The sequence below is a fragment of the Hyalangium sp. genome (assembly GCF_045802625.1).
Taxonomy (GTDB): Bacteria; Myxococcota; Myxococcia; order Myxococcales; family Myxococcaceae; genus Hyalangium.
Genome location: NZ_JBJMQP010000241.1, coordinates 1 through 24792, shown reverse-complemented (window position 1 = coordinate 24792; position 24792 = coordinate 1). Strand labels below are relative to the sequence as shown.

General features: G+C 68.2%; 18 protein-coding genes. 12 read left to right on the top strand and 6 right to left on the bottom strand.

The annotated features are described in order from the left end of the window. The first annotated feature begins 107 nt into the window (after nt 1-107). The 3 genes from ACJ8AT_RS37860 to ACJ8AT_RS37850 are packed head-to-tail and all read left to right on the top strand — an operon-like array spanning nt 108 to nt 2113. Complete coding sequence (locus ACJ8AT_RS37860) at nt 108-728, top strand: AAA family ATPase (RefSeq protein ID WP_407742855.1); 621 nt, start codon at nt 108-110, stop codon at nt 726-728. Beyond that, nucleotides 725-1486, top strand: coding sequence for a hypothetical protein (locus ACJ8AT_RS37855; RefSeq protein WP_407742854.1), 762 nt, complete (start codon nt 725-727; stop codon nt 1484-1486). The genes ACJ8AT_RS37860 and ACJ8AT_RS37855 overlap by 4 nt, the downstream gene beginning before the upstream one ends. A gap of 15 nt (nt 1487-1501) precedes the next feature. Beyond that, entirely contained in the window at nt 1502-2113 is a 612-nt protein-coding gene (locus tag ACJ8AT_RS37850; protein WP_407742853.1) for a hypothetical protein, read from the top strand. Here the strand turns inward: ACJ8AT_RS37850 and ACJ8AT_RS37845 are convergent. Continuing rightward, the gene (locus ACJ8AT_RS37845; RefSeq protein ID WP_407742852.1) at nt 2110-3699 is read right to left on the bottom strand and encodes an ArnT family glycosyltransferase; all 1590 of its coding nucleotides are present in this window, start codon (nt 3697-3699) and stop codon (nt 2110-2112) included. The genes ACJ8AT_RS37850 and ACJ8AT_RS37845 overlap by 4 nt on opposite strands. Before the next feature lie 533 nt (nt 3700-4232). Here ACJ8AT_RS37845 and ACJ8AT_RS37840 point away from each other — a divergent pair. From ACJ8AT_RS37840 to ACJ8AT_RS37820, 5 genes are all read left to right on the top strand, one after another. Then, the gene (locus ACJ8AT_RS37840; protein WP_407742851.1) at nt 4233-6296 is read left to right on the top strand and encodes a PrkA family serine protein kinase; all 2064 of its coding nucleotides are present in this window, start codon (nt 4233-4235) and stop codon (nt 6294-6296) included. 2 nt (nt 6297-6298) lie between these two features. Next, nucleotides 6299-7411 (top strand): DUF444 family protein, encoded by a 1113-nt coding sequence (locus ACJ8AT_RS37835; RefSeq protein WP_407742850.1) that lies wholly within the window; start codon nt 6299-6301, stop codon nt 7409-7411. 33 nt (nt 7412-7444) lie between these two features. Continuing rightward, the gene (locus ACJ8AT_RS37830; protein WP_407742849.1) at nt 7445-8938 is read left to right on the top strand and encodes a SpoVR family protein; all 1494 of its coding nucleotides are present in this window, start codon (nt 7445-7447) and stop codon (nt 8936-8938) included. Nucleotides 8939-8957: 19 nt separating this feature from the next. Continuing rightward, nucleotides 8958-9554, top strand: coding sequence for a hypothetical protein (locus tag ACJ8AT_RS37825; protein WP_407742848.1), 597 nt, complete (start codon nt 8958-8960; stop codon nt 9552-9554). 94 nt (nt 9555-9648) lie between these two features. Then, complete coding sequence (locus ACJ8AT_RS37820; RefSeq protein ID WP_407742847.1) at nt 9649-10857, top strand: M23 family metallopeptidase; 1209 nt, start codon at nt 9649-9651, stop codon at nt 10855-10857. Between the two features lie 6 nt (nt 10858-10863). On the opposite strand, the gene ACJ8AT_RS37815 is transcribed toward ACJ8AT_RS37820, so the two are convergent. The 3 genes from ACJ8AT_RS37815 to ACJ8AT_RS37805 all read right to left on the bottom strand — a co-directional run bounded on the left by ACJ8AT_RS37815 (nt 10864) and on the right by ACJ8AT_RS37805 (nt 14890). Next, nucleotides 10864-12210, bottom strand: a complete 1347-nt coding sequence (locus ACJ8AT_RS37815) for a hypothetical protein (RefSeq protein WP_407742846.1) — start codon at nt 12208-12210, stop codon at nt 10864-10866. Continuing rightward, the gene (locus ACJ8AT_RS37810) at nt 12207-14201 is read right to left on the bottom strand and encodes a hypothetical protein (RefSeq protein ID WP_407742845.1); all 1995 of its coding nucleotides are present in this window, start codon (nt 14199-14201) and stop codon (nt 12207-12209) included. The genes ACJ8AT_RS37815 and ACJ8AT_RS37810 overlap by 4 nt, the downstream gene beginning before the upstream one ends. Nucleotides 14202-14296: 95 nt before the next feature. After that, on the bottom strand, nt 14297-14890 hold the full coding sequence (locus ACJ8AT_RS37805; protein WP_407742844.1) for a DUF2378 family protein: 594 nt from the start codon (nt 14888-14890) through the stop codon (nt 14297-14299). A gap of 159 nt (nt 14891-15049) precedes the next feature. On the opposite strand from ACJ8AT_RS37805, the gene ACJ8AT_RS37800 reads away from it, so the two are divergent. Further along, nucleotides 15050-17551 (top strand): glycogen/starch/alpha-glucan phosphorylase, encoded by a 2502-nt coding sequence (locus ACJ8AT_RS37800; protein ID WP_407742843.1) that lies wholly within the window; start codon nt 15050-15052, stop codon nt 17549-17551. A 36-nt stretch (nt 17552-17587) separates the two neighbouring features. On the opposite strand, the gene ACJ8AT_RS37795 is transcribed toward ACJ8AT_RS37800, so the two are convergent. Then, nucleotides 17588-20845: a lantibiotic dehydratase gene (locus ACJ8AT_RS37795; RefSeq protein ID WP_407742842.1), complete on the bottom strand. Its 3258-nt coding sequence runs from the start codon at nt 20843-20845 to the stop codon at nt 17588-17590. A 100-nt stretch (nt 20846-20945) separates the two neighbouring features. Between ACJ8AT_RS37795 and ACJ8AT_RS37790 the strand changes: the two genes are divergently transcribed. The 3 genes from ACJ8AT_RS37790 to ACJ8AT_RS37780 all read left to right on the top strand — a co-directional run bounded on the left by ACJ8AT_RS37790 (nt 20946) and on the right by ACJ8AT_RS37780 (nt 24087). Next, on the top strand, nt 20946-21545 hold the full coding sequence (locus ACJ8AT_RS37790; RefSeq protein ID WP_407742841.1) for a hypothetical protein: 600 nt from the start codon (nt 20946-20948) through the stop codon (nt 21543-21545). Nucleotides 21546-21552: 7 nt separating this feature from the next. Then, nucleotides 21553-23778: a peptidase domain-containing ABC transporter gene (locus ACJ8AT_RS37785; RefSeq protein WP_407742840.1), complete on the top strand. Its 2226-nt coding sequence runs from the start codon at nt 21553-21555 to the stop codon at nt 23776-23778. Between the two features lie 132 nt (nt 23779-23910). Beyond that, the gene (locus ACJ8AT_RS37780; protein WP_407742839.1) at nt 23911-24087 is read left to right on the top strand and encodes a class I lanthipeptide; all 177 of its coding nucleotides are present in this window, start codon (nt 23911-23913) and stop codon (nt 24085-24087) included. Nucleotides 24088-24176: 89 nt separating this feature from the next. On the opposite strand, the gene ACJ8AT_RS37775 is transcribed toward ACJ8AT_RS37780, so the two are convergent. Beyond that, nucleotides 24177-24792, bottom strand: a 616-nt coding sequence (locus ACJ8AT_RS37775) for a WD40 repeat domain-containing protein (RefSeq protein ID WP_407742838.1), incomplete at its 5' end; no start/stop codon positions are given.

The following is a 24792-nucleotide window of genomic DNA, read 5'->3' as shown; positions in this document are numbered from 1 at the left end:
GGGCTGCCCATACCCTCTTGCGCCTGGAGACCCCAAGACTGGCAGAACCTTCCTACACGGAGGCCGTGGAGCCCCAGATGGAATCGGACGGCTCGGGGCTGGCCTCTGTGCTCGCCCAGATGGCGCTGAGTCGACCCGACGATTTCAGCGCGCTCCTGACCGCGATGCGCGCTGTCATCCCTCAGGTCGTCCGGATCCGGCTGTCGCTGGCGGAGGTGAAGCGGCAAGAGACCGAGACGATCCGCATCGATGATGAGCCACTGACACGTACTTTCACCCGGACCTACTCAGGGCAGCGCATTCTCCTGGACCTGCAAGGAGCCGAGGGCATCCCGAGCCAGGGCGCAAGTGAGGGAACCCTCCTGGTGCTCGGCTTGCTCGGAGTCTTGTTCAGCGCCCCCCGTCCCAAGCTGGTCCTGCTCGATGACCTGGATCGAGCGTTGCACCCGAAGGCCCAGAAGGATCTCGTGGCCCAGCTCCGTACGCTGCTGGAGCGGGATCCCGAGCTTCAGATCATCGCGACCAGCCACTCCCCCTATCTGGTGGACCACCTCGATCCGAAAGAGGTCCGGCTCTCCACGGTGCTGCCGGATGGAACCATCCGCTTTGGCGCGCTCACGCAGCATCCAGAGTTCGAGCGATGGAAAGAGGCGATGCGCCCGGGCGAATTCTGGAGCACCGTGGGGGAGAGCTGGGTCGGCGCGCTACCGGAGAAACCACGCGGATGACCGAGGCTTCCAAGTCGATCGTCATCATCTGTGAGGGTCCTGCGGATCGACGAACTGCCTGTGACCTGGCGGATCGGGTGCTCTCAGCCTCTGTGGATTGGATGGTGCCGGAGCTGCTCGATTCGTTCCGGCAGTGGCGCGGGCTGCAACGCAGCGAGCCGTTCCTCGCGTGGAAGCAGGTCCATACACGCGCCGACGAGGCGAACATCCGCATCAACGGCTTCTTCAAAGGTGAGCAAGGAGCCCAGGACGCCTTCGTCGCGCGCCGAGCGTTGACTCTGCTCACCGTTCAGGGAGAGCGCGGCATCGACGCCGTGTTGCTCATTCGAGACAGTGACGGCCACGCGCAAGAGCGGAGAAAAGGACTGGAGCAGGCACGCGCAGACGTCAATGGCCTTGGCCCCATCCTGATCGGAGTGGCTCACACCAAACGGGAGTGCTGGGCACTGGCGGGATTCGCCCCTGCGAATGACCAGGAACGTGAGCGCCTCGAAGAGCTTCGGAAGGAGCTTGGCTTCGATCCCTGCACCCAAGCCCAGGAACTAACGGCCGAGCACCCCGGAGCCAAGCGAGACGCCAAGCGCGTCTTGTCTATCTTGACTGGAGATGACCTGGACCGGGAGCTCACGGGCTGGAAGGAGGCCCCTCTCCAGCAGCTTGAGGAGCGCGGCGAGGAGACGGGGCTGGTGGCTTTCATCCAGGAACTCCGCGCCAAGCTGGTACCGCTCTGGACCGGCCGCACCGGCCCGGAGTCTTGAATCCCTGGAGCTGAAATGACCCTCTTGCCCTTACTTGTCATCCTGGCATCGACACCTCCCGCAGGGGACGTGCCGCGCGCGGGCTACTTTGGCGCGGGGATCAACCTGGAGCCCCTCTCGCTGGGTCCCGCGCAGGCCTTCGGGGGTGGCGGAGCAGCCATCGGAGTGAGCTTCCAGACCGCGCTCCAGGTGGACGTCGGTCCCCGGTGGGCGTTCCGCCTGCCCCTGGAGTTGGGCGGAGGCGGCTCCGGCAACAACACTTTCGCCGAGCTGGGCCTCACCCCCGGGGTGCTCCACCGCTGGCGTGACGATGCGGACCAGGAGTGGGTGCCGTACCTCGGAGGCGGGTTCAAGCTGGGAGTCGCGGTCGCGAACCGGGAGCTCCTGGGCCTTCCGCTCATCACCCAGGCGCTCGACATCCACCTGCATCACCATCATTCGGGGAGCAGCTCGGATCCCAACAACGAGGGGCGCCTGGGTGCCTTCCCCGAAGTCTGGGGCGGAGTGGAGTGGCACCCCTCGCGCTGGTTCGCGCTCAATCTGGGAGGCGCCTATACCTACGTGCGGCTGGCCGGCACGAGCGTGCACCTGCTGCACGAACGGGTGGGGCTGAGGTTCTCCCTCTAGTTCGAGCGGAGCCGGTACACGTGCACGGGGGCGGAGAAGCCGTCCACCTCCTCATAAGAGACGTCGCCCAGCATCAAGGTGCGCCCCTCCAGCTTCACCCACGGCTCCCGCGCGAGCTCGCCGGAATCGAAGCGCACGAGGAACTCCGGGCGCTCCTGCTCCACCCGCTGCCGGAAGCCGGGCCAGCGCAGGCGCACCAGGCGCTCATCCGGCAACCCGCTGAAGAACGCGAGCTGCAGATCCATGTACCGGTCGTCGCTGTCGAGCACGAGCGCCTTCCCCTTGCGCGCCACCTCCGCCTCGATGAAGTGCACCGCCTGCATCACCGGCTGGGGGTTGGTGGACGTGGGGCTCACGGGCCTCAGCGAGTCTCGCCAGCCGCCGTCCACTCGGAAGGTCGCCACCCCCAGCGCCACGGGCATCGCCACCGCGAGCGCGATGCTTCCCCCCGCCACCACCTTGCCCGCCACCTCGCCCCACGCCCGCACGCACGCCGCGAAGCCGGACGCGACGAACGGCAGCACCAGCACCACCTGCGTCACCGTGAAGCGCCCCAGCGGCAGGAAGTTGAGCAGCACCGCCGCTCGGAACGTGTAGTACGCCGTGGGCACCAGCGCCGCGAGCACCAGCCAGCGCAGCTCCGGCCGCTCGCGCCACGCCCTCACCATGCCCACCATGCCCAGCAGCGCCACGCCCGGCGTCAGCGTGAACAGCGCCGTGCCCGGCCAGAAGCCGAGCCCCTGCGCTCGCAGCCACCAGTCCTTCGCTCCACCGCCCGAGCTGGCCACCCAGCTCTTGTGGAACTGATCAATGTACGTGATGGGATAGAGCGGATCGCCATGCGCCAGCTCGTTGCCCTGCATCCACAGCAGCGGGAAGGGCAGACACAGCAAGGCAAACGCCACCGCCATCGTCACGCCCGCCACCTTGTCCCGCCTCCACAGCAGCGGCATCACCGCCAGCAGGGGGATATACATCCACGCGTCGTAGCGCAGCGCGCACGCCAGGTTCAGCACCATCGCCGCGCCGAACAACGGCCCGAAGCGGTTCTCCTCGAGCGCCTGCGCGAACAGCGCGAACACCCCGAGCATGAAGAACAGCGCCACGGCCTCGCTGGCCGCCGTGGTGGACATCTGCAGGTGCATGCCCCAGACGGAGAAGGCCAGCCCCGCCCACACTCCCGCGCGCCAGCCGAAGAAGCGCCGAGTCAGCGCGAACAGCGGCACCACCGACAGCACGCCGAACAGCAGGCTCACCGCCCGGCCCGCATCCTCCCGCCCCCACACCTTCAGCGCCGCCCCCACCAGGTACAGGTGCAGCGGCCCGAACTGCTGGGCCCCATCCTGGAAGGATCGGATCAGGTGCGGCGCCTGCAGCCAGCGCTCCGCCAGCTCCGTGCGCGCCACCGCGTCCCCGTAGAGGTTCTCGTTCACCGGGAACACCACCAACCGGGGCACCAGGGCCGCGACGATCAGCAGGCCAAGCAGCAGCCGCGTGCTCGGCTCGCGCTCGGGCTCGGGCACCGCCGAGAGCACGGGCTCGGCCGAGGGGGACGCTGCGGGGACAGGGGACAGAGCGGACGCCATGGAGGCGCGCGAGGATACGCACGCAGCGCCCAAAACCAAGCGACCCCTGCTCCCCTGCCCGCCCCCCTTCCAGCGCCCCGCTCTGCTTGCTCCCCGACACTCGGGCCTCCCTTGGGAGTGTCCTACCTCCACCCCTACCACCCCGAGTGAGCACCTTGCGCGTCACAACGCCCCGCCGTTATGTCCATATAGATGGGACATCCGCCCACAATGGGGGCGCCGCTCCGGCAACTGACCGGCTTCGGACGTTCACTGCTGGGGAGATGACCCGTTGGACCCTACCCGCCGGGGCTGGGGTCCTTATAATCAGGATGCCTTTTCACCCCGTGGAGGGTGTGCCCGCCCGTGGCACCCCCGACACGTGCTGACCACGCGGTCCCACTCCGCGGCGGGGTCCCGAAGGGGCGCCAGGAACATTGTTGCCTGGGACCCGCTGGCGGGGTGAATCGGAATGGGTATCCAGCCCCCCAGGTTCAAATTCTGGCCCCTCGGGTGCGCGACTCCCGCGCCCCCGGGTGGCCCCGAGGAGCGACATGCAGAACGCTGAAAAGGGTTCGTGGGTCTCCAAGATCGCGGCGCTGCAGGACACGAAGACCTACGCGGAGCTCAACTGGGAAGGCTCTTTCGAGGACTACCTCGAGATCGTCCGCAAGAATCCCAAGATTACCCGCACGGCCTACCAGAGGATCTACGACATGATCCTCAGCCACGGGAAGACCGAGTACATCGACAACAAGAAGAAGCTCATCCGCTACCACTTCTTCAGTGACGAGAAGTTCGGCGGCCGGGACGCCATCTTCGGCCTGGACGTGCCGCTGATGAAGCTGGTCAACGTCTTCAAGTCCGCCGCCCAGGGCTACGGCACCGAGAAGCGCGTCATCCTCCTGCACGGCCCCGTGGGCTCCTCCAAGTCCACCATCGCCCGCCTGCTCAAGAAGGGCATGGAGGAGTACTCCAAGACGCCCGAGGGCGCCGCGTACACCTACTCCTGGCTCACCGAGAAGAAGCAGCCGGACGGCACGGTGACCAAGGAGAAGATGAAGTGCCCCATGAACGAGGAGCCGCTCAACCTCATCCCTCGCGAGTGGCGCCCGAAGATCTTCACCGAGCTGTCCCCCTCCGCCAGCGGCTACACCATCCCGGATGGCTGCGAGCTGTGCCCCGCCTGCCGCTTCGTCTTCAAGGAGCTGATGACGCAGTACCAGGGCGACTTCGCCAAGGTCATGGGCCACATCCGCGTCAACCGCCTCATCTTCAGCGAGAAGGACCGCGTGGGCATTGGCACCTTCCAGCCCAAGGACGAGAAGAACCAGGACTCCACCGAGCTCACCGGCGACATCAACTACCGGAAGATCGCCGAGTACGGCTCTGACTCGGACCCGCGCGCCTTCAACTTCGACGGCGAGTTCAACATCGCCAACCGCGGCGTCATCGAGTTCGTCGAGGTGCTCAAGCTGGACGTGGCCTTCCTCTATGATCTGCTCGGCGCCTCGCAGGAGCACAAGATCAAGCCGAAGAAGTTCCCCCAGACGGACATCGACGAAGTCATCATCGGCCACACCAACGAGCCCGAGTACAAGAAGCTCGAGAACAACGAGTTCATGGAGGCCCTGAGAGACCGCACGGTGAAGATCGACGTGCCGTACATCACCAAGCTGGGCGAGGAGGTGAAGATCTACGAGAAGGACTTCAACTCGCGCGCCATCAAGGGCAAGCACATCGCCCCGCACACCCTGGAGATGGCCGCCATGTGGGCGGTGATGACGCGCCTGGAGGAGCCCAAGAAGCACAACCTGTCGCTCCTGCAGAAGCTCAAGCTCTACAACGGGAAGACGCTGCCCAACTTCACCGAGGACAACATCAAGGAGCTCCGCAAGGAGTCCATCCGCGAGGGCCTCGAGGGCATCAGCCCCCGCTACATCCAGGACAAGATCTCCAACGCCCTGGTGAGCGACAAGGGCGAGGGCTGCATCAACCCCTTCATGGTGCTCAACGAGCTGGACGCGGGCCTCAAGACGCACTCGCTCATCAACAGCGAGGACGCGCGCAAGCGCTTCAAGGAGCTGCTCACCACCGTGAAGCAGGAGTACGAGGACATCGTCAAGAACGAGGTCCAGCGCGCCATCTCCGCTGACGAGGACGCCATCGGCAAGCTGTGCGGCAACTATATCGACAACATCAAGGCCTACACCCAGAAGGAGAAAGTCAAAAACAAGTACACCGGCCTCTACGAGGAGCCGGATGAGCGGCTGATGCGCTCCATCGAGGAGAAGATCGACATCCCCGAGAGCCGCAAGGACGACTTCCGCCGCGAGATCATGAACTACATCGGCGCGCTCGCCATCGAGGGCAAGACCTTCAACTACCGGACCAACGAGCGGCTCCACAAGGCCCTGGAGCTCAAGCTGTTCGAGGATCAAAAGGACAGCATCAAGCTCAAGAACCTGGTGTCCAGCGTGGTGGACAAGGAGACGCAGGAGAAGATCGATCTGGTGAAGGACCGGATGATGAAGAACTACGGCTACTGCGAGATCTGCTCCACGGACGTGCTCAACTTCGTGGCGAGCATCTTCGCCCGCGGCGACGCGAAGGAGTAGGCGTGTCCCTGAAGATCCACCAAGACCACTCCCGCTTCAAGGCGATCGTCCGAGGGAAGATCAAGGCCAACCTGCGCAAGTACGTGCAGAAGGGCGAGATGCTGGGCAAGAAGGGCAAGGATGCCATCTCCATCCCCATCCCCTTCATTGACATCCCGCGCTTCAAGTACGGCCACAAGGAGCAGGGCGGCGTGGGGCAGGGAGAGGGCGAGGTGGGTCAGACGCTCGGCCCCGGGCAGGTGCAGCCCGGGGACGGCCACGGCCAGGCCGGCCAGGGCGAGGGAGACCACGCGCTGGAGGTCGACATCACCCTGGACGAGCTGGCGCAGATCCTCGGCGAGGAGCTGCAGCTGCCCCACATCGAGCGCCGGCACAACGAGAAGATCATCACCCAGAAGATCAAGTACACGGGCATCAACACCACCGGCCCGGAGTCCCTGCGCCACTTCAAGCGCACCTTCAAGCAGGCGCTGAAGCGGCAGATCGCCACCGGCACGTATGATCCGAAGAAGCCCGTCATCATCCCCACGCGCGAGGACCGGCGCTACCGCAGCTACAAGCTGCAGGATCTGCCGGAGACCAACGCCGTCATCCTCTACATGATGGACGTGTCGGGCTCGATGGGCGACGAGCAGAAGGAGATCGTCCGCATCGAGAGCTTCTGGCTCGATACGTGGCTGCGCCACCAGTACAAGGGCCTGGAGGCCCGCTACATCATCCACGACGCGGTGGCGCGCGAGGTGGACCGGGAGACGTTCTTCCACACCCGCGAGTCCGGCGGCACGATGATCTCCAGCGCCTACAAGCTCTGCCGGGACATCATCGCGGCGGACTACCCCAAGAGCGCGTGGAACATCTACCCGTTCCACTTCTCGGACGGTGACAACTGGAGCGCGGACGACACGCGCCAGTGCATCGACATGCTGAAGAACGACATCCTGCCCAACGTGAACCAGTTCGCCTACGGCCAGGTGGAGAGCCCCTACGGCAGCGGCCAGTTCATCAAGGATCTGCGCGAGGCCGTGGGCGAGCAGACCAACGTCGCCCTCAGCGAGATCGCCGACAAGGACGCCATCTACAACTCCATCAAGGACTTCCTCGGCAAGGGCCGCTGAAGCGCCGCCTCGCCTCCACGGAGCACCCGCCCGATGCCCAAGAGCCTCACACCCCGCCTGGCCGCTCTGAACGAGGAGATCCTCGCCTACGCCCGCGAGTTCGGGCTCGACTTCTTCGAGACCGTGTTCGAGGTGGTGACGTATGACGAGATGAACATGGTGGCCTCCTACGGAGGCTTCCCCAACCGCTACCCGCACTGGCGCTGGGGCATGGAGTACGAGCAGCTCTCCAAGGGCTACGAGTACGGCCTGTCGAAGATCTACGAGCTCGTCATCAACAATGATCCCTGCTACGCGTACCTCCTGGAGAGCAACGCGGACGTGGACCAGAAGCTGGTGATGGCCCACGTGTACGGGCACTGCGACTTCTTCAAGAACAACTTCTCGTTCCGCCACACCAACCGGCGGATGATCGACGAGATGGCCAACCACGCCACGCGCGTGCGGCGGTGGATCGACAAGATCGGCGTTGAGAAAGTCGAGGACTTCATCGACCGGACGCTCAGCCTGGAGAACTTGATCGATCAGCACGCCCCGCACATCCGCCGCAACCCGGACCCGCGGCGGGCCGAGGACGAGGCCAAGGCCAACGAGCGCGTGGAGGGCTTCAAGGTCGGCCGCGAGTACATGCGCGGCTTCATCAACCCCAGCGAGTTCCTCGAGAGCCAGCGCAAGAAGGTGGAGGACGAGAAGCAGCGCTCCAAGAAGTTCCCCGAGCGCGCCCAGCGCGACGTGCTCTACTTCCTGCTGGAGCACGCCCCGCTGGAGCCGTGGGAGGCGGACATCCTCAGCATCCTGCGCGACGAGGCCTACTACTTCGCGCCCCAGGGCCAGACGAAGATCATGAACGAGGGCTGGGCCAGCTACTGGCACTCCACCATCATGACCCGCCGCGCCCTGAAAGATGACGAGATCATCGACTACGCGGACCGGCACTCGGGCACCATGGGCACCCGGCCCGGCGCGCTCAACCCGTACAAGCTGGGCATCGAGCTGTGGCGCGACATCGAGGAGCGCTGGAACAAGGGCCGCTTCGGCAAGGAGTGGGACGAGTGCGATGATCTGCGGGCCCGCGGCTCGTGGGACAAGAAGCTGGGCGCCGGCCGCGAGAAGATCTTCGAGGTCCGCAAGCACTACAACGACATCACCTTCATCGACACGTTCCTGACCCCCGAGTTCGCCATCGAGCAGAAGCTCTTCGTCTACGGCTTCAACGACAAGCGCAACTCGTGGGAGATCCTCGACCGGGAGTTCCGCAAGGTGAAGACCAAGCTGCTCCAGGGGTTGACGAACTTCGGCCAGCCCATCATCGAGGTGATCGACGGGAACTTCGAGAACCGCGGCGAGCTGCTGCTGGCCCACAAGCACGACGGGCAGGACCTGAAGGGCGACTACGCCCGGGAGACGCTGAGAAATCTACAGTCGCTCTGGCGCCGCCCCGTCAACATCGTTACGCGATACGACGGCAAGGGCGTCATGCTACGCTACGACGGCCAGAACCACTCGGAGAAGAAGGTGGAGCTCTAGAGTCTCTGGGTTTGCCGGAGTGACGAACGCAATGGGCTCGCGCATCGAAACAGTGGAGGTGCTTTCCTATCGGCTGGAGCTGCCCAGGCTGGCGCTGGAGCGGCTCTCGAAAGAGCTGGGCCCGGCGCTGCCGGTGCGGCTCGAGCGGGACGAGGACGGCACGCTGGTGGTGGAGCAGGACGGCCACGACAGCTTCCTGCGCTTCCACGTGGAGGGGGACGCCGCGGAGCTGGTGGAGATCTGCATCTCCCAGGACGCGCAGGGCGCCTTCTTCCAGAAGGTGCTGGGCGCGTTGATGGTGCGCTTCCACGGCGACTTGCGGGCACGGCTGGTGTTGGATCCGCGGGAGAACACCGCGAAGGATCCCTGGGTCGAGGTGAGCATCGAGCGGGGGCGGACGAACTGGCCGGGCCTGGCCACCCAGTCCGCCGCGGTGCGGCTGGCGCACGCGGCCACGGAGGGCGGCTCGGTGGGCGCCTCGGGCGAGGGCGGAGAGCAGCCGCCGGAAGAGGCCCTCACCGCCGAGGAGGAGGAGCTGTCCCGGCTGCTGGCCCGCGCGGACGCGGAGTGGCAGGAGTACCAGCGCCTCAAGCGCCAGAAGCAGCAGAAGCCGTAGGCCCGGGAGCAGGCGGCCGGGCGAGCGTGGGAGATTTCCCGGCCAGGATTTGGGCAGGGGCGGGAACCTCTTCTACACTCCTGTATCACCGTCCATGCGAATCCCTCCCCTGCTCTGCCTGGCGGCCCTGCTGGCCGCTCCGCTCGCCTCCGCGTCCTACACCTATGAAGTGAAGAACCGCCGCATTGAGCCGCGGGAGACGCTCGCGCAGGCGCTGCACGAGGCGGCGCTGCCGGACGCGCAGGTGGAGGCCGTCATCTCCGCGCTGGAGGGTGTGTTCGACTTCCGCAAGTCCCGCCCGGGAGATCAGCTCCGGCTGGTGATGCGCGAGGGCGTGCTGGACTTCTTCGACTACCGCCAGAGCGCGGTGGACGAGTGGCAGGTGCGCCGCGACGGCGACAAGTACGTGGGCAGCAAGCGCACCATCGAGGTGGAGAAGCAGCTCGCCGTGGTGTCGCTGGAGATCAACAGCTCGCTGTACGAGGCGGCGCTGGCGGCGGGAGAGGACCCGAGCATCGGCGTGGTGCTGGCGGACGTGTTCGCCTGGGACATCGACTTCTACCGGGACACGCGCAAGGGCGACACGGCGCGGGCGCTGGTGGAGAAGTTCGTCTCCAAGGGCCGGGTGCTGCGCTACGGCGAGGTGCTGGCCGCGGCCTACGAGGGGGGGCTGGTGGGCAAGAAGCGCGTGTTCCGCTACCAGCCGCCCAACGAGCAGGCCACCTACTTCCAGGAGGACGGGGCCAGCGCGCGGAAGACGTTCCTCAAGAGCCCGCTGAAGTATGCGCACATCACCAGCACGTTCGGCTCGCGCTTCCACCCGGTGCTGCAGTACGTGAAGGACCACAACGGCGTGGACTACGGCACGCCGGTGGGCACGCCGGTGTGGGCGGTGGCCGACGGCACGGTGACGCGGGCGGAGAACACGGGCCCCGGCGGCAACACCGTGTGCGTGCGCCACATGAACGGCCTGGAGACGTGCTACCTGCACCTGTCCAAGTACGGCGCCGGGGTGCGCGTGGGCGCGCGGGTGAGCCAGAAGCAGGTGATTGCCTACTCGGGCAACACCGGCCGCACCACGGGGCCGCACCTGCACTTCGCCCTCAAGCGCAACGGGCAGTTCGTCAACCCGCTCACCCAGAAGTTCCCCCGCGCCGAGCCGCTGCCCAAGACGCAGCTGCCGGAGTTCCTGGCGCGCGCCAAGGAGCTGGCCTCGCAGCTGGACTCGGTCTCCATGGCCGCCGTGGCGGGCACCCCGGGCCATGGCCCCAAGGCCGCCTCCGCCTCCGCCTCCGCGCCCTGAGCCCGCTCAGCCTCGGTGTCGCTCGGCCACGCGGTAGAGCTGGGTGAGCGAGGAGTCCAGCAGCGACTGGCGCGAGCGCAGGTAGCGGTGGGCGCGGACGAAGGGCAGCCACACTCGCTGGCCTACCCGCACCTGTGCCTCCTCTAGCTTCTTGCGAGGAATCCACTGTCCGCCCAGGTGACGCACCAGCACCTGGCCCAGGTAGGCCCCGATTGTGGGCACCGCCCGCTGATCGATGAGCTGCCGCTCGAAGGTCTCCGGGAAGTTCTCCAGCCAGAACCATGCATCCACGTCGGTGAGGGACTCGGGGGTCTGCTCGAAGACGGAGGGAATGTCGGTGTGCCGCATGGCCACCAGGTACTCGGCCAGCAGCGAGTAGTGCTCCAGCGCCGCCTTCGTGTCCGGCACATCCGAGGGCAGGGCCGCACTGGCGGGTAACCACTCCTCGGGCTCGGGCGGCTGGTAGGCGTTGAACTCGGCAATGCGCCGCTGGCGCCTGGCGACGCCGGCCTCGTCCGCCAGCCGGGAGAGCAGCGGGGCCACGTCCGGGTGGAAGCGGGGCTCTACGGGCACCAGAGCGGCGTTGCGCTCATGCAGGGAGCGCAGCACGGTGTCGTAGTCGAGTTCCGGGCGCAGGTGCACCAGGGCGCGGGCCTGGGCTTGGCGGGCCTCCTCGCGGGTGAAGTCAGCGGCGGTGGGCCACGTCACCAGCAGAATGGAGCCATTGGGCAACTCCTCCACCCGGTGGGCGGGAGTGGAGAGCATCCGCTCACGGCCCACCGTCTCAACCAACTGCGGGCCAAACACATTCAGCCAGCACACCTCGTAGATCTTGTCGAACCCGTCACGCCGCGCGGTCTCCTTGTCGCGGCCATAGTAGGGAGCGTCCGCTAGTACCTCGTCTGCGCTACTGTGAGCAGCGGCATAGGACACCGGGTATTGGGAGGACCAAGCGCGCACCATTTCCACCAAGCTCCGGCAGCGCTCCTCCTGGTTGAAGAAGGTCAGCGGTTGCACATAGAGGGTGGCACGCAGTGAGTGGGGAGTGGGCAGGAGCCCGAAGCTGACCGACGAGGACACGAAGGGATACGTGGAGTGATAGAGCCCGCAGCTCGCACTGGTCTGATACTGCTCCAGGCGTTCCTTCAGAGTCTTCCAGACGGCGGCCCGGGAGTATTTGCGGCGGCGCTTGCCTTCCACGAAATCCGGCATCCACTCCTCGGCGTACTCCTCCAGCGCCTGGAAGAAGGGCTCCAACGCGCGCTCCACGTCCAGTTGTGGAGCGAAGGTTCCCTTCCAATAGAGATCGAGGCTGTCCTCCCTCTTCAAGGCTTGTGGCACCTGCGACTTCATTGCACCAGCACCTCCACCCCTGGGACGTCCTCTTTGACCTCGTTCACGGCGTCGTCAAATCTCTTCGGCTCCTCAGGCAGGAGGGCGCCCCCCTGGTAGACAAGACGGACACGCTGCACCTCCACGGGCTGCTTGAGGGAAGGCCGCCGGATGTCCAGTGTCCCCCCATAGTAGGCCAGGGCAGCACGTGCGTCCGCCTTGATTTGGTCACTCAGAGGCTCCGGATCCAATGGCGCCAAGTTGCGGCTCTTGAAGCTGAAGGTCTCCACACGGGGAGACTGGCCCGCAGGGGGCCGCTGCTCGATGACGAGCACATCCGCGAAGCGGATTCCCGGCACCCCTGGTTTGGATACCCCCACATGGACTTCAATGCGTGGCTGGTTGAAACCTTTGAGCCATTGGCGCTGCGCCAGTGGCAGGCGGGAATCCGTGCGCAGTAGTTCCACCATGGCCCGCTCGAAGGCCAGCCCCCGGGCGAAGGCTCCTCGCATCCGCTCATAGGCTTGCCACCGCAGCGGCCCTTCCGTGGCCTTGCCTTGCTCCAGCTCCGCCAGTCGCCGCTGGCGGTAGGTGAGGTAGTCCTCCCAAAGTGCGTAGCCCTCCGGCACGCCGGGCGGTGGAGAGGAGAGCGTGGAGCGCAGCTTGTGAAGCAGCGCCACTTCCGCGGGCAGGCGTGGACCTGGGGCTTCCCACTCCGCCTGCTGGAGCTTGGCCTCCACCACCTCCGCGCTGTAGCCGGACGCCTCGTCCACCAGCGAGGCCACTCCGCCCAGCGCTCCATTCGTGGCCACCTTCGGCTCCGGGGCTCCCGTGCGCTCGGGCCGGGCCTCGGACAGCCACGCCTGCGCTCGGGCCACGTTGCCGCGCGCCTCGTACAGCGCCACGGCGGCGGGCTCTCCTCCGGCTCCCACGAACACGGCGGCTTCCCGGCTGGCTCGAATGTAGCGCGCCAGATCCCCCAGCCCGTCCACCCCCAGCCGCTCGGCCACCTGCCACGCCACGCTCCGCAGCGCCTCCAGCCTCAGCTCCGGCAGCCCCAGCCGCGCTCGGCCTCCTTCCGTTGGAGCCAGGTACCGCGCTCCCTTGCCTCCGGCGTACAGCGCCACCAACAGCGCCGCTGGTGCCAGCTCGCGCGTGGCCTGCTCGTACTGTCCTTGCCACAGCTCCCCCAGCCCGTGGGCCGTCCCCACCGCCAGGTGGTAGAAGCCCAGCGGCACTCCGAAGGTCAGCTGGTCGAAGGCGCCCAGCGCCGCGTTGCTGGGGGCGTAGTGCTCGCGCATCAGCTCCTGTTCCAGCTCCCGCTGTGCCTCCTGGTAGGCGGGGGGCATCTGCTGGAGCTGCGCCGTCATGTTCAGGTAGCGCGCGTTCTCGCTGGACGGAGCGGTATTGAGCCCATCCACGGCGGCTTGTCCCAACCCCCGGAGCACGTCCGCAGCTCGCTCGCCACGCTCCGGGTAGTCCTTCAGCTTCAGCCCGCGCCGCTCCAACTCCTGGCGCACCGCCTCCATCCGCCCCAGCGTCTGGCCCAACTGCTTGTCGTGCGCCAGCCGCCGCAGCAGCACGTCCAGCTCGTCGTCAAACGCGGTGTGGACGATGAAGAGGGCGAAGATCTGGGCAGCGGCGCCGTAATCCTGCGTGGCCTTCAGCAGGAAGGAGGCCCTCTTGCGTGTGAGCACTTGCGAGGCTCTGGCATCCACCAGCGGCCCCAGCGCGCCCAGCCGCACCGCGCTCCAATCCCCCAGCCGCTCCACCACCCGCCCCATGTCCACGCCGCGCTGCAACGCCAGGAAGTCCCCCACCGAGGGACACGCCAGGAAGGGCGCCAGCAACTCCTCATCACTGGAAGCCTCCTCCGGCCAGCCGTCCGGCACCGCCATGTCCGAGCCGGGCAGCACGGACACCGTGGCGCACCCGGTGGCCAGCAGCAGCAACGTCCCCAGCCACAGCGCTCTTGCTCCGCGCCCCAAGGCCCTCACCAGACACGTGCTCATGGGAAGCCTCCCGTCAGCAGAGCCTCCAGGCCGAGGCGAACACGAGGCGCTACCGCTCCAGTCATAGCCCTGCTCGAGCCAACGGGATTCCGCCCTCACTCCCACTCGATCAGGAACTCGACATGGTCCAGCCCGTGGACGGTGCTCTTCACCGTCCCCTGGACGCCCGTCACCTGGAGCGCCGCGGCCAGCGTGCCCTCGTGGAAGGGAGCCGGCTGCATGTCGCCTCGGAACACCAGGCGCAGCTGCCGGGGCCCCACCACCTCGCACTCGTGCGAGCCGTAGTTCACCAGCGTGGCGTAGGCGATGGGCGTGTTGGAGAAGGCCCGCAGCGGATCCTTGCGGCCCATGATCTTCGCCAGCGCCCGGCCCACCGTGGACGAGTAGAAGAAGTGGTTCAGGCACGCGGTGCCGCAGGCCCGGAGCGCCGCCTCCTGTGTCCCCACGGAGGGCTGGATCGCCTCCGAGGCGGCGAAGAGCAGCCGCATGAAGTCGCCCGCCGGGTAGGAGAAGAAGTCGACGAGCCGCCGCAGGCCCAGCTGCCGGGACAGCCGCGCCGAGGCCTCCTCGCCCGCCTGCTGGGCCACCAGGGCCAGGATGGCGTTGAAGGCCAGGCCCCTCACCGTATGGACCGGCCGCACCAGCTCCAGCCGGCGGACGAGCTCAGGGGTGTCACTGCTGCTCATCATGGGACACTGGCCTCCGCCGTCGGCCGCAGGGTGGCCCCCCGACTTCCAGCCGTCCTTTTAGCAGACCCTCACGGAAGGGTGGAGGCGGCCGGGCAGTCGCGATAAACGGAGGGCTCCGGCCGCACCCCAGGACCGCGGCCCCAGAGAGGATCTGCTTCGATGTCCGAACCGCTGAGGCTCCAGACCCCTGCCCTCCCCCCATCCGAGGAGGAGGATGTCTCCCGCACCGGCCGGGAGCCGGCGAATGTGCGCCGGGGCTTCCTGGATCACATCCGCTACTCGCGCGGCAAGCACCCCGAGACCTCCACCCCGCATGACCGCTTCATGGCGCTGTCGCTGGCGGTGAGGGACAGGCTCGCCCACCACTGGGTGAAGACGGCGCGCAACTACTACGAGAAGGACGTCAAGCGGGCCTACTACCTGTCCGCGGAGTACCTGTTGGGCCGGGCGCTGGGCAACAACCTGATCAACACCGGCCTGTACGAGCCGGCGGAGAAGGCCATGCGCGAGGTGGGGGTGGACCTGACCACCCTCATCGAGATGGAGCCGGACGCGGGCCTGGGCAACGGCGGCCTGGGGCGGCTGGCGGCGTGCTTCCTGGACTCGCTGGCCACCCTGGCCTACCCCGGCATGGGGTACGGCATCCGCTACGAGTTCGGCATCTTCACGCAGGATCTGGTGGACGGCTACCAGGTGGAGCGCGCCGACGAGTGGCTCAAGTTCGGCAACCCCTGGGAGATCGTCCGGCCGGAGAAGGCGGTGCCGGTGCGCTTCTTCGGGCGCGTGGAGCACCACCAGGGCGCCGGCGGGCAACCCGTGGCGCGCTGGGTGGGCGGCAAGACGGTGGTGGGCGTGCCCTTCGACACACCCATCGCCGGCTTCCAGAACAACACGGTGAACACGCTGCGGCTGTGGCAGGCGCGCGCCAGCGAGGAGTTTGATCTGCTGCTGTTCAACGCGGGCGACTACGAGCGCTCGGTGGTGGAGAAGAACGACTCGGAGGTCATCTCCAAGGTCCTCTACCCGAACGACGCGTTCCAGGCGGGCAAGGAGCTGCGGCTCAAGCAGCAGTACTTCTTCGTGGCCTGCTCCATCGCGGACATCGTCCGGCGCTACCTGAAGACTCACACGGACTTCCGGGACTTCCCCAACAAGGTGGCCATCCAGCTCAATGACACGCACCCGGCCATCGCGGTGGCGGAGCTGATGCGCGTGCTGGTGGACGAGAAGCGGCTGAGCTGGGACGACGCGTTCCACATCACCCAGCAGACGTTCGGCTACACCAACCACACGCTGCTGGCCGAGGCGATGGAGAAGTGGCCCGTCACCCTGTTCGAGCGCCTGCTGCCGCGCCACCTGGAGATCATCTACGACATCAACCACCGCTTCCTGCGGCAGGTGCAGATCCGCTACCCCTTCGACGAGGAGCGGCTGCAGCGGCTGAGCCTGGTGGAGGAGGGCGCCGAGAAGCGCATCCGCATGGCGCACCTGGCGGTGGTGGGCAGCCACAGCGTGAACGGGGTGGCGGCGCTGCACACGGACCTGCTGCGGCGGGACGTGCTGCCGGACTTCGCGGCGATGTTCCCGGAGCGCTTCAACAACAAGACGAACGGGGTGACGCCGCGGCGCTGGCTGGCGTGGTGCAACCCGCGCCTGTCCAAGCTCATCACCTCGCGCATCGGCAAGGGCTGGGAGACGGACCTGGAGCGGCTGCGCAAGCTCGAGGAGCACCTGGAGGACACGGAGTTCCGCAAGGCCTTCCGCGAGGTGAAGCAGCTGAACAAGCAGGACCTGACCAAGCACGTGAAGGATCTGCGCTCGGTGAGCCTCAACCCGGAGGCCATCTTCGACGTGCAGATCAAGCGCCTGCACGAGTACAAGCGGCAGCTGCTCAACGCGCTGCACGTGGTGGTGCTGTGGATGCGGGCCCGGAGGGATCCGTCCACCATCATCCACCCGCGGGCGTTCCTCTTCGGCGCCAAGGCGGCGCCGGGCTACCAGATGGCCAAGCTGATCATCCGGCTCATCAACGGCATCGGCGAGGTGATCAACAGCGACGCGGGCACCACGGGGTTGCAGGTGGTGTTCCTGCCCAACTACCGGGTGAGCCTGGCCGAGCACATCATCCCGGCGGCGGACGTGTCCGAGCAGATCTCCACCGCGGGGTGGGAGGCCTCCGGCACCGGCAACATGAAGCTGATGCTCAACGGCGCGCTGACGCTGGGCACGCTGGACGGGGCGAACGTGGAGATCCGCGAGGCGGTGGGAGACGAGAACTTCTTCCTCTTCGGGCTCACCGCGGACGAGGTGATCGCCCGCAAGAAGGCGGGCTACCGGCCGAGGGACATCTACACCGAGCACCTGGAGCTGCGCGAGGCGATGGATCTCATCTCCACGGGCTTCTTCTCGCCGGAGGACCGCAACCTCTTCAAGCCGCTGATCGACAACCTCCTGGAGGAGGACCGGTACCTGGTGCTGGCCGACTTCGACGCTTACATGAAGAAGCAGGAGGAGGTGGCGCGGGTGTACCGAGACCGCGAGGCGTGGACGCGCAAGTGCATCCTCAACGTGGCGCGGGCCGGCATCTTCTCGTCGGATCGCACCATCAAGCAGTACGCCGAGGAGATCTGGCACGTGAAGCAGACGCCGATGGAGCGGTGAGCGGCGGGGGTGCCCGCATGTCCCGGGCCGCCGCGCTCAGCCCGGCGGCCCCCCGGGCTTGCGCACCGCCACCTGTGACGCGTAGAGCCGGGTGAGCAAGTCGTAGAGGGCCAGCTCCTGGGCCCGCGCCGCCGCCCGGCTCATCCGGTTGATGTGCATGTGGAGGAAGCTCCAGGCCAGCTCCTCCAGCGGCACCGGCAGCCGGCCCCGAGCCTGGAGCCCCCTCAGCTCGGCGGCAATCGGTGCCAGCTTGTGCGAGCGCTCCCGGAGCACCGCGAGGCCGGGCGCCAGCGCTGCATCCACCGGCTCCACGTCCGAGAGCAGGGCCTCCAGCGCCCGGCGCTCCTGGCGGAACCGGCCGGCCAGCTGCCGCTCGAGGACCGCATCGGACTGGAACTCCCGGCCAAAACCGTCCCGGGCCTGGCGCGCCACCCGAGCGCGCGCCTCCAGCTCCAGGCCCAGGTCCGACAACAGCAGGTCCATCCCGCGCAGCGCCAGGCGCCAGCGCGCGTCCGCCCCCGCGTCTCCGCTCAGCCGCTCCAGCAGGCTCAGCACCGCCTCGCTGTCCACCTGGAAGAGCTGCTCGGCCAGCAGCATGGCCTCGGGCCCGCCATAGCGCTCCACCTCCCGCTCGTAGGTGTCGAGCTGGAGCTTCCACCACACCCCCTGCTGCCTCAGCGGCTCCAGCGCGGAGCTGAGCGCGTCCATCACCTCGTTGCGCAGCACGCGAGGGGCTCCATGGAAGCGCAGGCGCAGGTGCCACTGTGGGTCTCCGAAGCGGATGAAGAACCACCGATCCGCCGCCCCCGAGCCCAGCACCGAGGCCACCACCGGCGCGACCACCTGGGTGAGCAGGCGATCCACCGACGCGGGCCCGGCATAGAGCTTCGCGTAGAGCCACTCGGAGCCCGGGGGAAAGCGGCGAGCGGAGGAGGCCACCGGGGCGGCGGGGGCGGGAGCCGCCACTCGGGCCTCAGCGGGCTGGGTGCGCACGAAGGGGACGATGAGCTCATGGACGAAGCGGCCCTCGGCGCCCTCCACGCAGAGCCCCTCCGGCTCCGGGAACAGCTCCACCAGCCATGCCCCGGGCCGGTCCTTGATCAGCTGGACGAAGGTCTCCACGCCGAGCACGTTGTCCAGATCCACCGGGAGCACGTTGTCGCCATCCTCCAGCGCCACCCAGCGTGGCAGCCGGAGCTCCTGGCGCAGGGCCTGCACCGCGGCGAAGCGCTGAGCGCCCTCGGCCTCGCCCAACGGCTTGAGCCGCTCTCCCGCCAGCACCCACCGCGCCAGCGAGAGGACCAGACGCCCAAAGCTCACCCGCGGCAGGAACCCCGCACTGCGCAGCGGCCCCCAGTCCCAGGACAGCCCCCCGGCCACCTCCTGGTGCTGGAGCATGCAGAGGAAGCGGTAGAGGCCCAGGCTCCGGCTCCCATAGTTGTGCGCGTTCGTCAGCCGGGGGATCAGCTCGCGCCCCAGGCGCTCGGAGCGAAGGACGATCCGCCCGCCCCGGACGGACACCCGGAGATCCGTCAGCGCCAGTTGCCGCTCCGCGGGCGCGCCCGAGCGTCCCAGGAAGGGCAGCTCATACGCGCGCAGCACCGGACGCGCCAGGATGTTGCCGACCCTCCCCTCGGGCAGGTGGACGATCTCCATGAACGCCGCTTCCGGGCGCAGCGCCTCCTCGGCGCGCAGGTGGGCCCGCACCTTCTCGTGCAGGGCTTCATCTCCATGGCAGAAGCGCCCCAGCAGCAAGGCTCCCGAGGGGCCGGAGACCGTGTCCAGGCAGAGCTGGAACCGCCCTGCCTCCACCTCGGCCTCGGAGTCCGCGACCACGGTGGCCGTCACCGCGAACGCATCGGGCAGCGGCTGCCGCTCCGGGCTCTGCATCGCCTCGAGCTCTCGCTCCGTCAACCGGAGCACGCGCTCGCCGGCCTGCACCGTCTCCTGGAGCCGGCGCAACAGGAGGCTCTGGCGGGTGCCGAAGCCGACACGAGGCTCACTCTCGGCCATGGGCAAGGCCAACCCCTCCAGCAGCGGCACGGCCTCGGAGCCGGGCTGTCCGGCGCGGCCAAAGCCCAGCCCGGCCTCCTCGTCCAGCACCTCCAGCAGGGGCACCTCGCGCTCTTCGTAGCGCTCGGCGAAGGCCTCGCGGAAACGGCTCAGATCGCTCTCCCGAGGGCGCGGCGCGAGCCGGTGCAGCACCTGGACGCCCAGCGCCAGCTCACGCAGCACCCGGGCTCCCAAGGTGAGCCCCGAAGCCGGCTTGAACATGTCCACCTGAAACAACCGTGGCAGCTCTGCGGGCGCGGGCAGCTCCGCCAGCCACCGCGCCATGTCCTGGTAGCGCTCGGGATGGGCGCCCAGCCCTCCCTCATCCAGCTCCTCCAGCGCCCCGTGCACTCGCGCCAGTGGCCGCGCGCAGGCAGGCCCTTCACCGGGCAGCTCCTTCAGCCGGGAGATGAGGCCGGGTAACGGCTCGGGGCCCGTGACAGCGGGGCGCAGCTCGGAGACGAGGAGCTGGTTGTCGATGAGCGTCCCCACGTACTCCTCGGCATCGGCGGCGCTGATGTCCGGATCCGCCTCGCAGAGCGCACGCGCCAGCTCCGAGGGCCGGGCTCCCTGCGCCGCTCGCGCGAGCGTCGCCTCCAGGTAGGTGTCCGGCTCGACCGCCACCAGGTGATACGAGCGCGTCCGCCCCTGCAACCGCCCCTCGGTGTAGCGAAGCTGGCCGCTGGCGCGGTACAGGCTGTCATTGGGCGCATGGTGCAGGTGCGGGCGCAACCCGGGCGAGCTGGAGAGGCGCTCGGAGAGAGCGCACACGTAGTCCATGTCCAGGCGGGTGTGCCGCTGGTACTCCCGGCGCGAGCCGAGCCTCAGGTGAGTCTTGCCGCCGGTGTCCCCCACCGAGCAGCCAGCGAACAAGCCAAAGGGGGTGGGCCGCCCAGCCATCCGCGCCAGGTAGCGCACGAGGCTGCGCTCCACCTTGGCGCCCCGCTCGCTGTCCGGGGCTTTGAGCCACAGCGGGAGGCTCTCGTGGAGCGCCGGAGAGGCCACGAAGAGCGCCTCGCGAACCTCGGGCAGCTCCAACACCCGGCGCAGGTGGGCGCGCAGCCGCTCCCGGTCACGTGCCAGCGCGGACTCGAGTTCCTCCGGCGAGGCCTGGGCCGCCTCCAGCCCCTCCGCCCAGCGCTGGAGTTCCTGAAAGGGCAGCAGCGGCGTCCGCAGCACGAAGAAGCCGGAGTCCGTGAAGGGAAATCCCGCGGAGACCAGCCGACCCTCACGAGCGCTCATGCAGGCGCCAGCGTAGCATGACGCGGCGGTGCGCCCCCACTCCCCTGGGTTTTGAATTGCGGAGCACTTGAGCGATAACCGTCAGGGTTCGGAGGTCCCCATGTCGGACGGCCAGGACGAGCTGTTCCGCAGACAGGCGCTCGAGCATCATGCGGGCGCCCAGGAGTATGGCCGCGTGCTGCGGCTGCCGCCCTCTTGGACTCCCTGGACGCTGGCGCTGCTGCTGGGAGCGGCCGTCTTCTTCGTGGGCTTCACGCTCCTCGGGCGCCTGTCCGTCTACGCCACCGGGCCTGCCGTGGTGCGCCTGGACGAGCGAACCGAGCCGACGGCCCAGGGCTCGGCGGTGGTGACGGCGCTGCTGCCCGGCGAGTACCGCTCGCGGCTCCGCGTGGGCTCGCCGCTGCGCCTGGAGCTGCGCGGCTTCCCCTCCGCGTACCAGGAGCTCGTCATTCAAGCGGTGGGGGAGGCGCTGGTGGAACCCGACGAGGCGCGCCGCTACCTGGGGCTGGGGCAGGCAGAGAGCCTCGAGGTGCACGGCGCCATGGTGGCGGTACGGGCGCGCCTGCCCGCGAGGACGTTCGAGGTGGAGGGACGGCCCACGCCCTACTCCGATGGAATGCCTGGCACGGCCCACGTGAGGGTCACCTCGGAGCCCATCCTGCTGGCGCTCGTGCCGAGCCTCGAGGCGTTGCTCCGCTGAGCCGCTCATGTCCCAGCCCTCCAGCCCCACGCCTCCCGCTGAAGCCCCTCCCTCCATGGAGGAGGGCTCCTCCATGCCGCGGCGGCTGGGGCTCTGGGGCCGGCCCCGGCGCGTGCCCTATCTCCAGCAGCTCAGCGCCAGCGAGTGTGGCGCGGCCTGCCTCGCGATGGTGATGGCCTACCATGGCAAGGAGGTGCCGCTGGCCGAGGTGCGCGAGGTGGTGGGGGTGGACCGGGACGGCTCCTCCGGGAGGAACCTGTTGGAGGGCGCCCGCCACTACGGGATGAACGGCTACGGGGTGAAGGTGGAGCTCCAGGAGCTGGAGTTCCTGGAGCCGGGCACCATCCTCCACTGGGAGTTCCGCCACTTCGTCGTGTTCGAGCGGGTGCGCTCGGGCATGGTGGACATCGTGGATCCGGCGGTGGGGCGGCGGCGGATTCCCCTGTCCCAGTTCGGCTTGAGCTTCACCGGTGTGGGGCTGGTGCTCGAGCCTGGCGAGGACTTCGAGCCCTCGGAGCGGCCCCGCCGCACGGCGTCGCGCTACATGCTCCTGCTGCGCGAGCACTGGGGAGGCCTGGCGCGCATCCTCGTCACCTCGGCGCTGGTGCAGTTGTTCGCGCTGGGCCTGCCCGTGCTCACCGGCGCCGTGGTGGATCGCGTGGTGCCGCACGGGGACCAGGAGCTGCTGCGCGTGCTGGCCGCGGGCATGCTGTCGCTCGTCGTCTTCCACTTCCTGGCATCCCTGGTGCGCGCCCGCCTGCTGCTCGAGCTGCGCACCCGGCTGGATGCGCGGATGACGCTCGAGTTCCTCAATCACCTGGTCACCCTGCCCTACGCCTTCTTCCAGCAGCGCTCGGCGGGCGATCTGATGAACCGCCTGAGCAGCAACGGCACCATCCGCGAGATGCTCACGTCCGGCACGCTCTCGGGCCTGCTCGACGGGACGATGGTGAGCCTGTACCTGGTGCTGCTGCTGGCCACGAGCCCCTCGCTGGGGCTGCTGGTGCTCGCCACCGGGCTGCTCCAGGTGGCCGTCTTCGTAGGGGTGCGCCGGCAGCAGCGCGAGCTGCTCACGCGCAGCCTGGAGGCCGAGGCCCGCTCCCAGAGCCAGCAAGTGGAGCTGCTGGCGGGCATCGAGACGCTGAAGGCCCTGGGCAGCGAGCACCGGAGCGTCACCCGCTGGACGGGCACGTTCATGGACGTGCTCAACCTCTCCCTGGAGCGCGGCCGGCTCAGCGCGGTGACGGACTCGGCGATGAGCGCGCTGCGGATGGGCTCGCCCATGTTCATCCTCTGCTTCGGGGCCTGGCAGGTGCTGCGGGGGCAGATGAGCCTGGGCACCATGTTCGCGCTCAACGCCCTGGCGGCGGGCTTCCTCCTGCCCCTGTCCAGCCTGGTGTCCACCGTGATGCAGCTCCAGCTGCTGGGCGGCTACCTGGAGCGCATCCAAGACGTGATGGACGCGCCGCCCGAGCAGCCCCCAGGCCCCGCCCGCCGGGCCCCTGCGCTGGCGGGGCAGATCTCCCTGGAGCGCGTCTCGTTCCAGTACGGTCCCCTGGCGTCCCCGGTGCTCCACGAGGTCTCCCTGGACATTCGCGCGGGCCAGCTCGTCGCGCTCGTGGGCCCGTCAGGCGCGGGCAAGTCCACGCTGGCCCGGCTGCTGCTGGGCCTCTACCCGCCCACCTCCGGGCGGGTGCTCTACGACGGCATGGACTTGAAGGAGTTGGATCTGCTCTCGGTGCGCCAGCAGATGGGCATCGTCACCCAGGAGCCCTACCTCTTTGGCGGCAGCATCCGCGCCAACATCGCCCTGGCGCGAGAGGAGGCCACGCTCGAGGAGGTGATGCAGGCAGCGCGCCTGGCGGACATCCATGACGAGATCGTCGCCATGCCCATGGGCTATGACACGTTGCTGATCGATCGGGGTGCCTCGCTGTCGGGAGGTCAGCGCCAGCGGCTCGCGCTGGCCCGCGCCCTGGTCCGCAAGCCCCCCATCCTCCTGCTGGACGAGGCCACCAGCTCGTTGGATGCCCTGATCGAAGAGCGCATCAAACGCTCCCTGTCCCGCCTGTCGTGTACGCGCATCGTCATCGCGCACCGGCTGAGCACGGTGGTCGGGGCGGACCTCATCCTCACGCTGAAGGAGGGCCGGGTCGTCGAGGCCGGAACGCACGAGCAGCTCCTGGCCCGTCAGGGCGTCTACGCCCAGTTGGTAGCCGCCCAGCTTCGGTGAGCCCCACCGTTCATCGGTCAACAGAGCACCCGAGGAGCCGTGGGCTCGGCGCCCGGTTTGCCCGGCGAGCAAACCCCTTTGTATAGTGCCGCCCTCACCCCCAGTGTAGTCCCCCCCCCAATGGAGGTTGCCATGAAGAAGCTGCAGCTCAAGAAGGAGACGCTCAAGGTCCTCACTGACGAGAAGCTGGATCAGGTTCGCGGTGGAGCAGCTACCGCCCCGGTTCCCGTTCCGGTCTGCTGTGCCTACAGCAAGACCGCTATCGACAGCTGCAAGGCGTCCGTCAGCTGCACCGCAGTAACCGCGTAACTCCCCCGCATTCGTGGCGCGTCTCCATCACCGCGCCCGCAGTGCCACTGCCGGGAGCCCTCGAGTCTCCCGGCAGTTCCTCGCGCCGCTCAAGAGGCCCGAGGCTCCACGCTCCACAGCCGCACCTGATGGTCGTAGCCCGCTGAAGCCAGCCGGCTCCCATCCGAGTGGAAGGCCACGGACTCCACACACTCCTCATGGTCTGGCAGGCAGCAGCGCTCGCGCCCCGAGGGCAGCTCCCACAGCCGCACTGTCTGGTCATACCCCGCCGTGGCGAGAAGGCCCCCCGCCGGGTGGAAGGCCAGCGAGAAGACCTCACGCGTATGCCCCTTCAGCACCTGGAGCTGCGCGCCCGAGGCCACCTCCCACAGCCGCACCGTCCTGTCGGCGCTGCCCGAGCCCAGCCACCGCCCATCCGGACTGAACGCAACTGGGAAGACCCAGTGGGCATGGCCCGTCAGCACACGCCCGGCAGCTCCCGAGTCCCCCTCCCAGAGCCGGATGGACTTGTCGAAGCCGCCCGAGGCGAGCCAGGCCCCGTCCGGGCTGAAGGCCACGCAGCGGACCGTGCCGGCATGGCCACGCAGCACCTGGACACACTCCCCCGAGTCCACCCGCCACAGCCGCGCCGTGTGGTCCGCACTCCCTGTGGCCAGGAGCCTGCCGCTCGGGTGGAAGGCGACGGACACCACCGCCTCCGTGTGG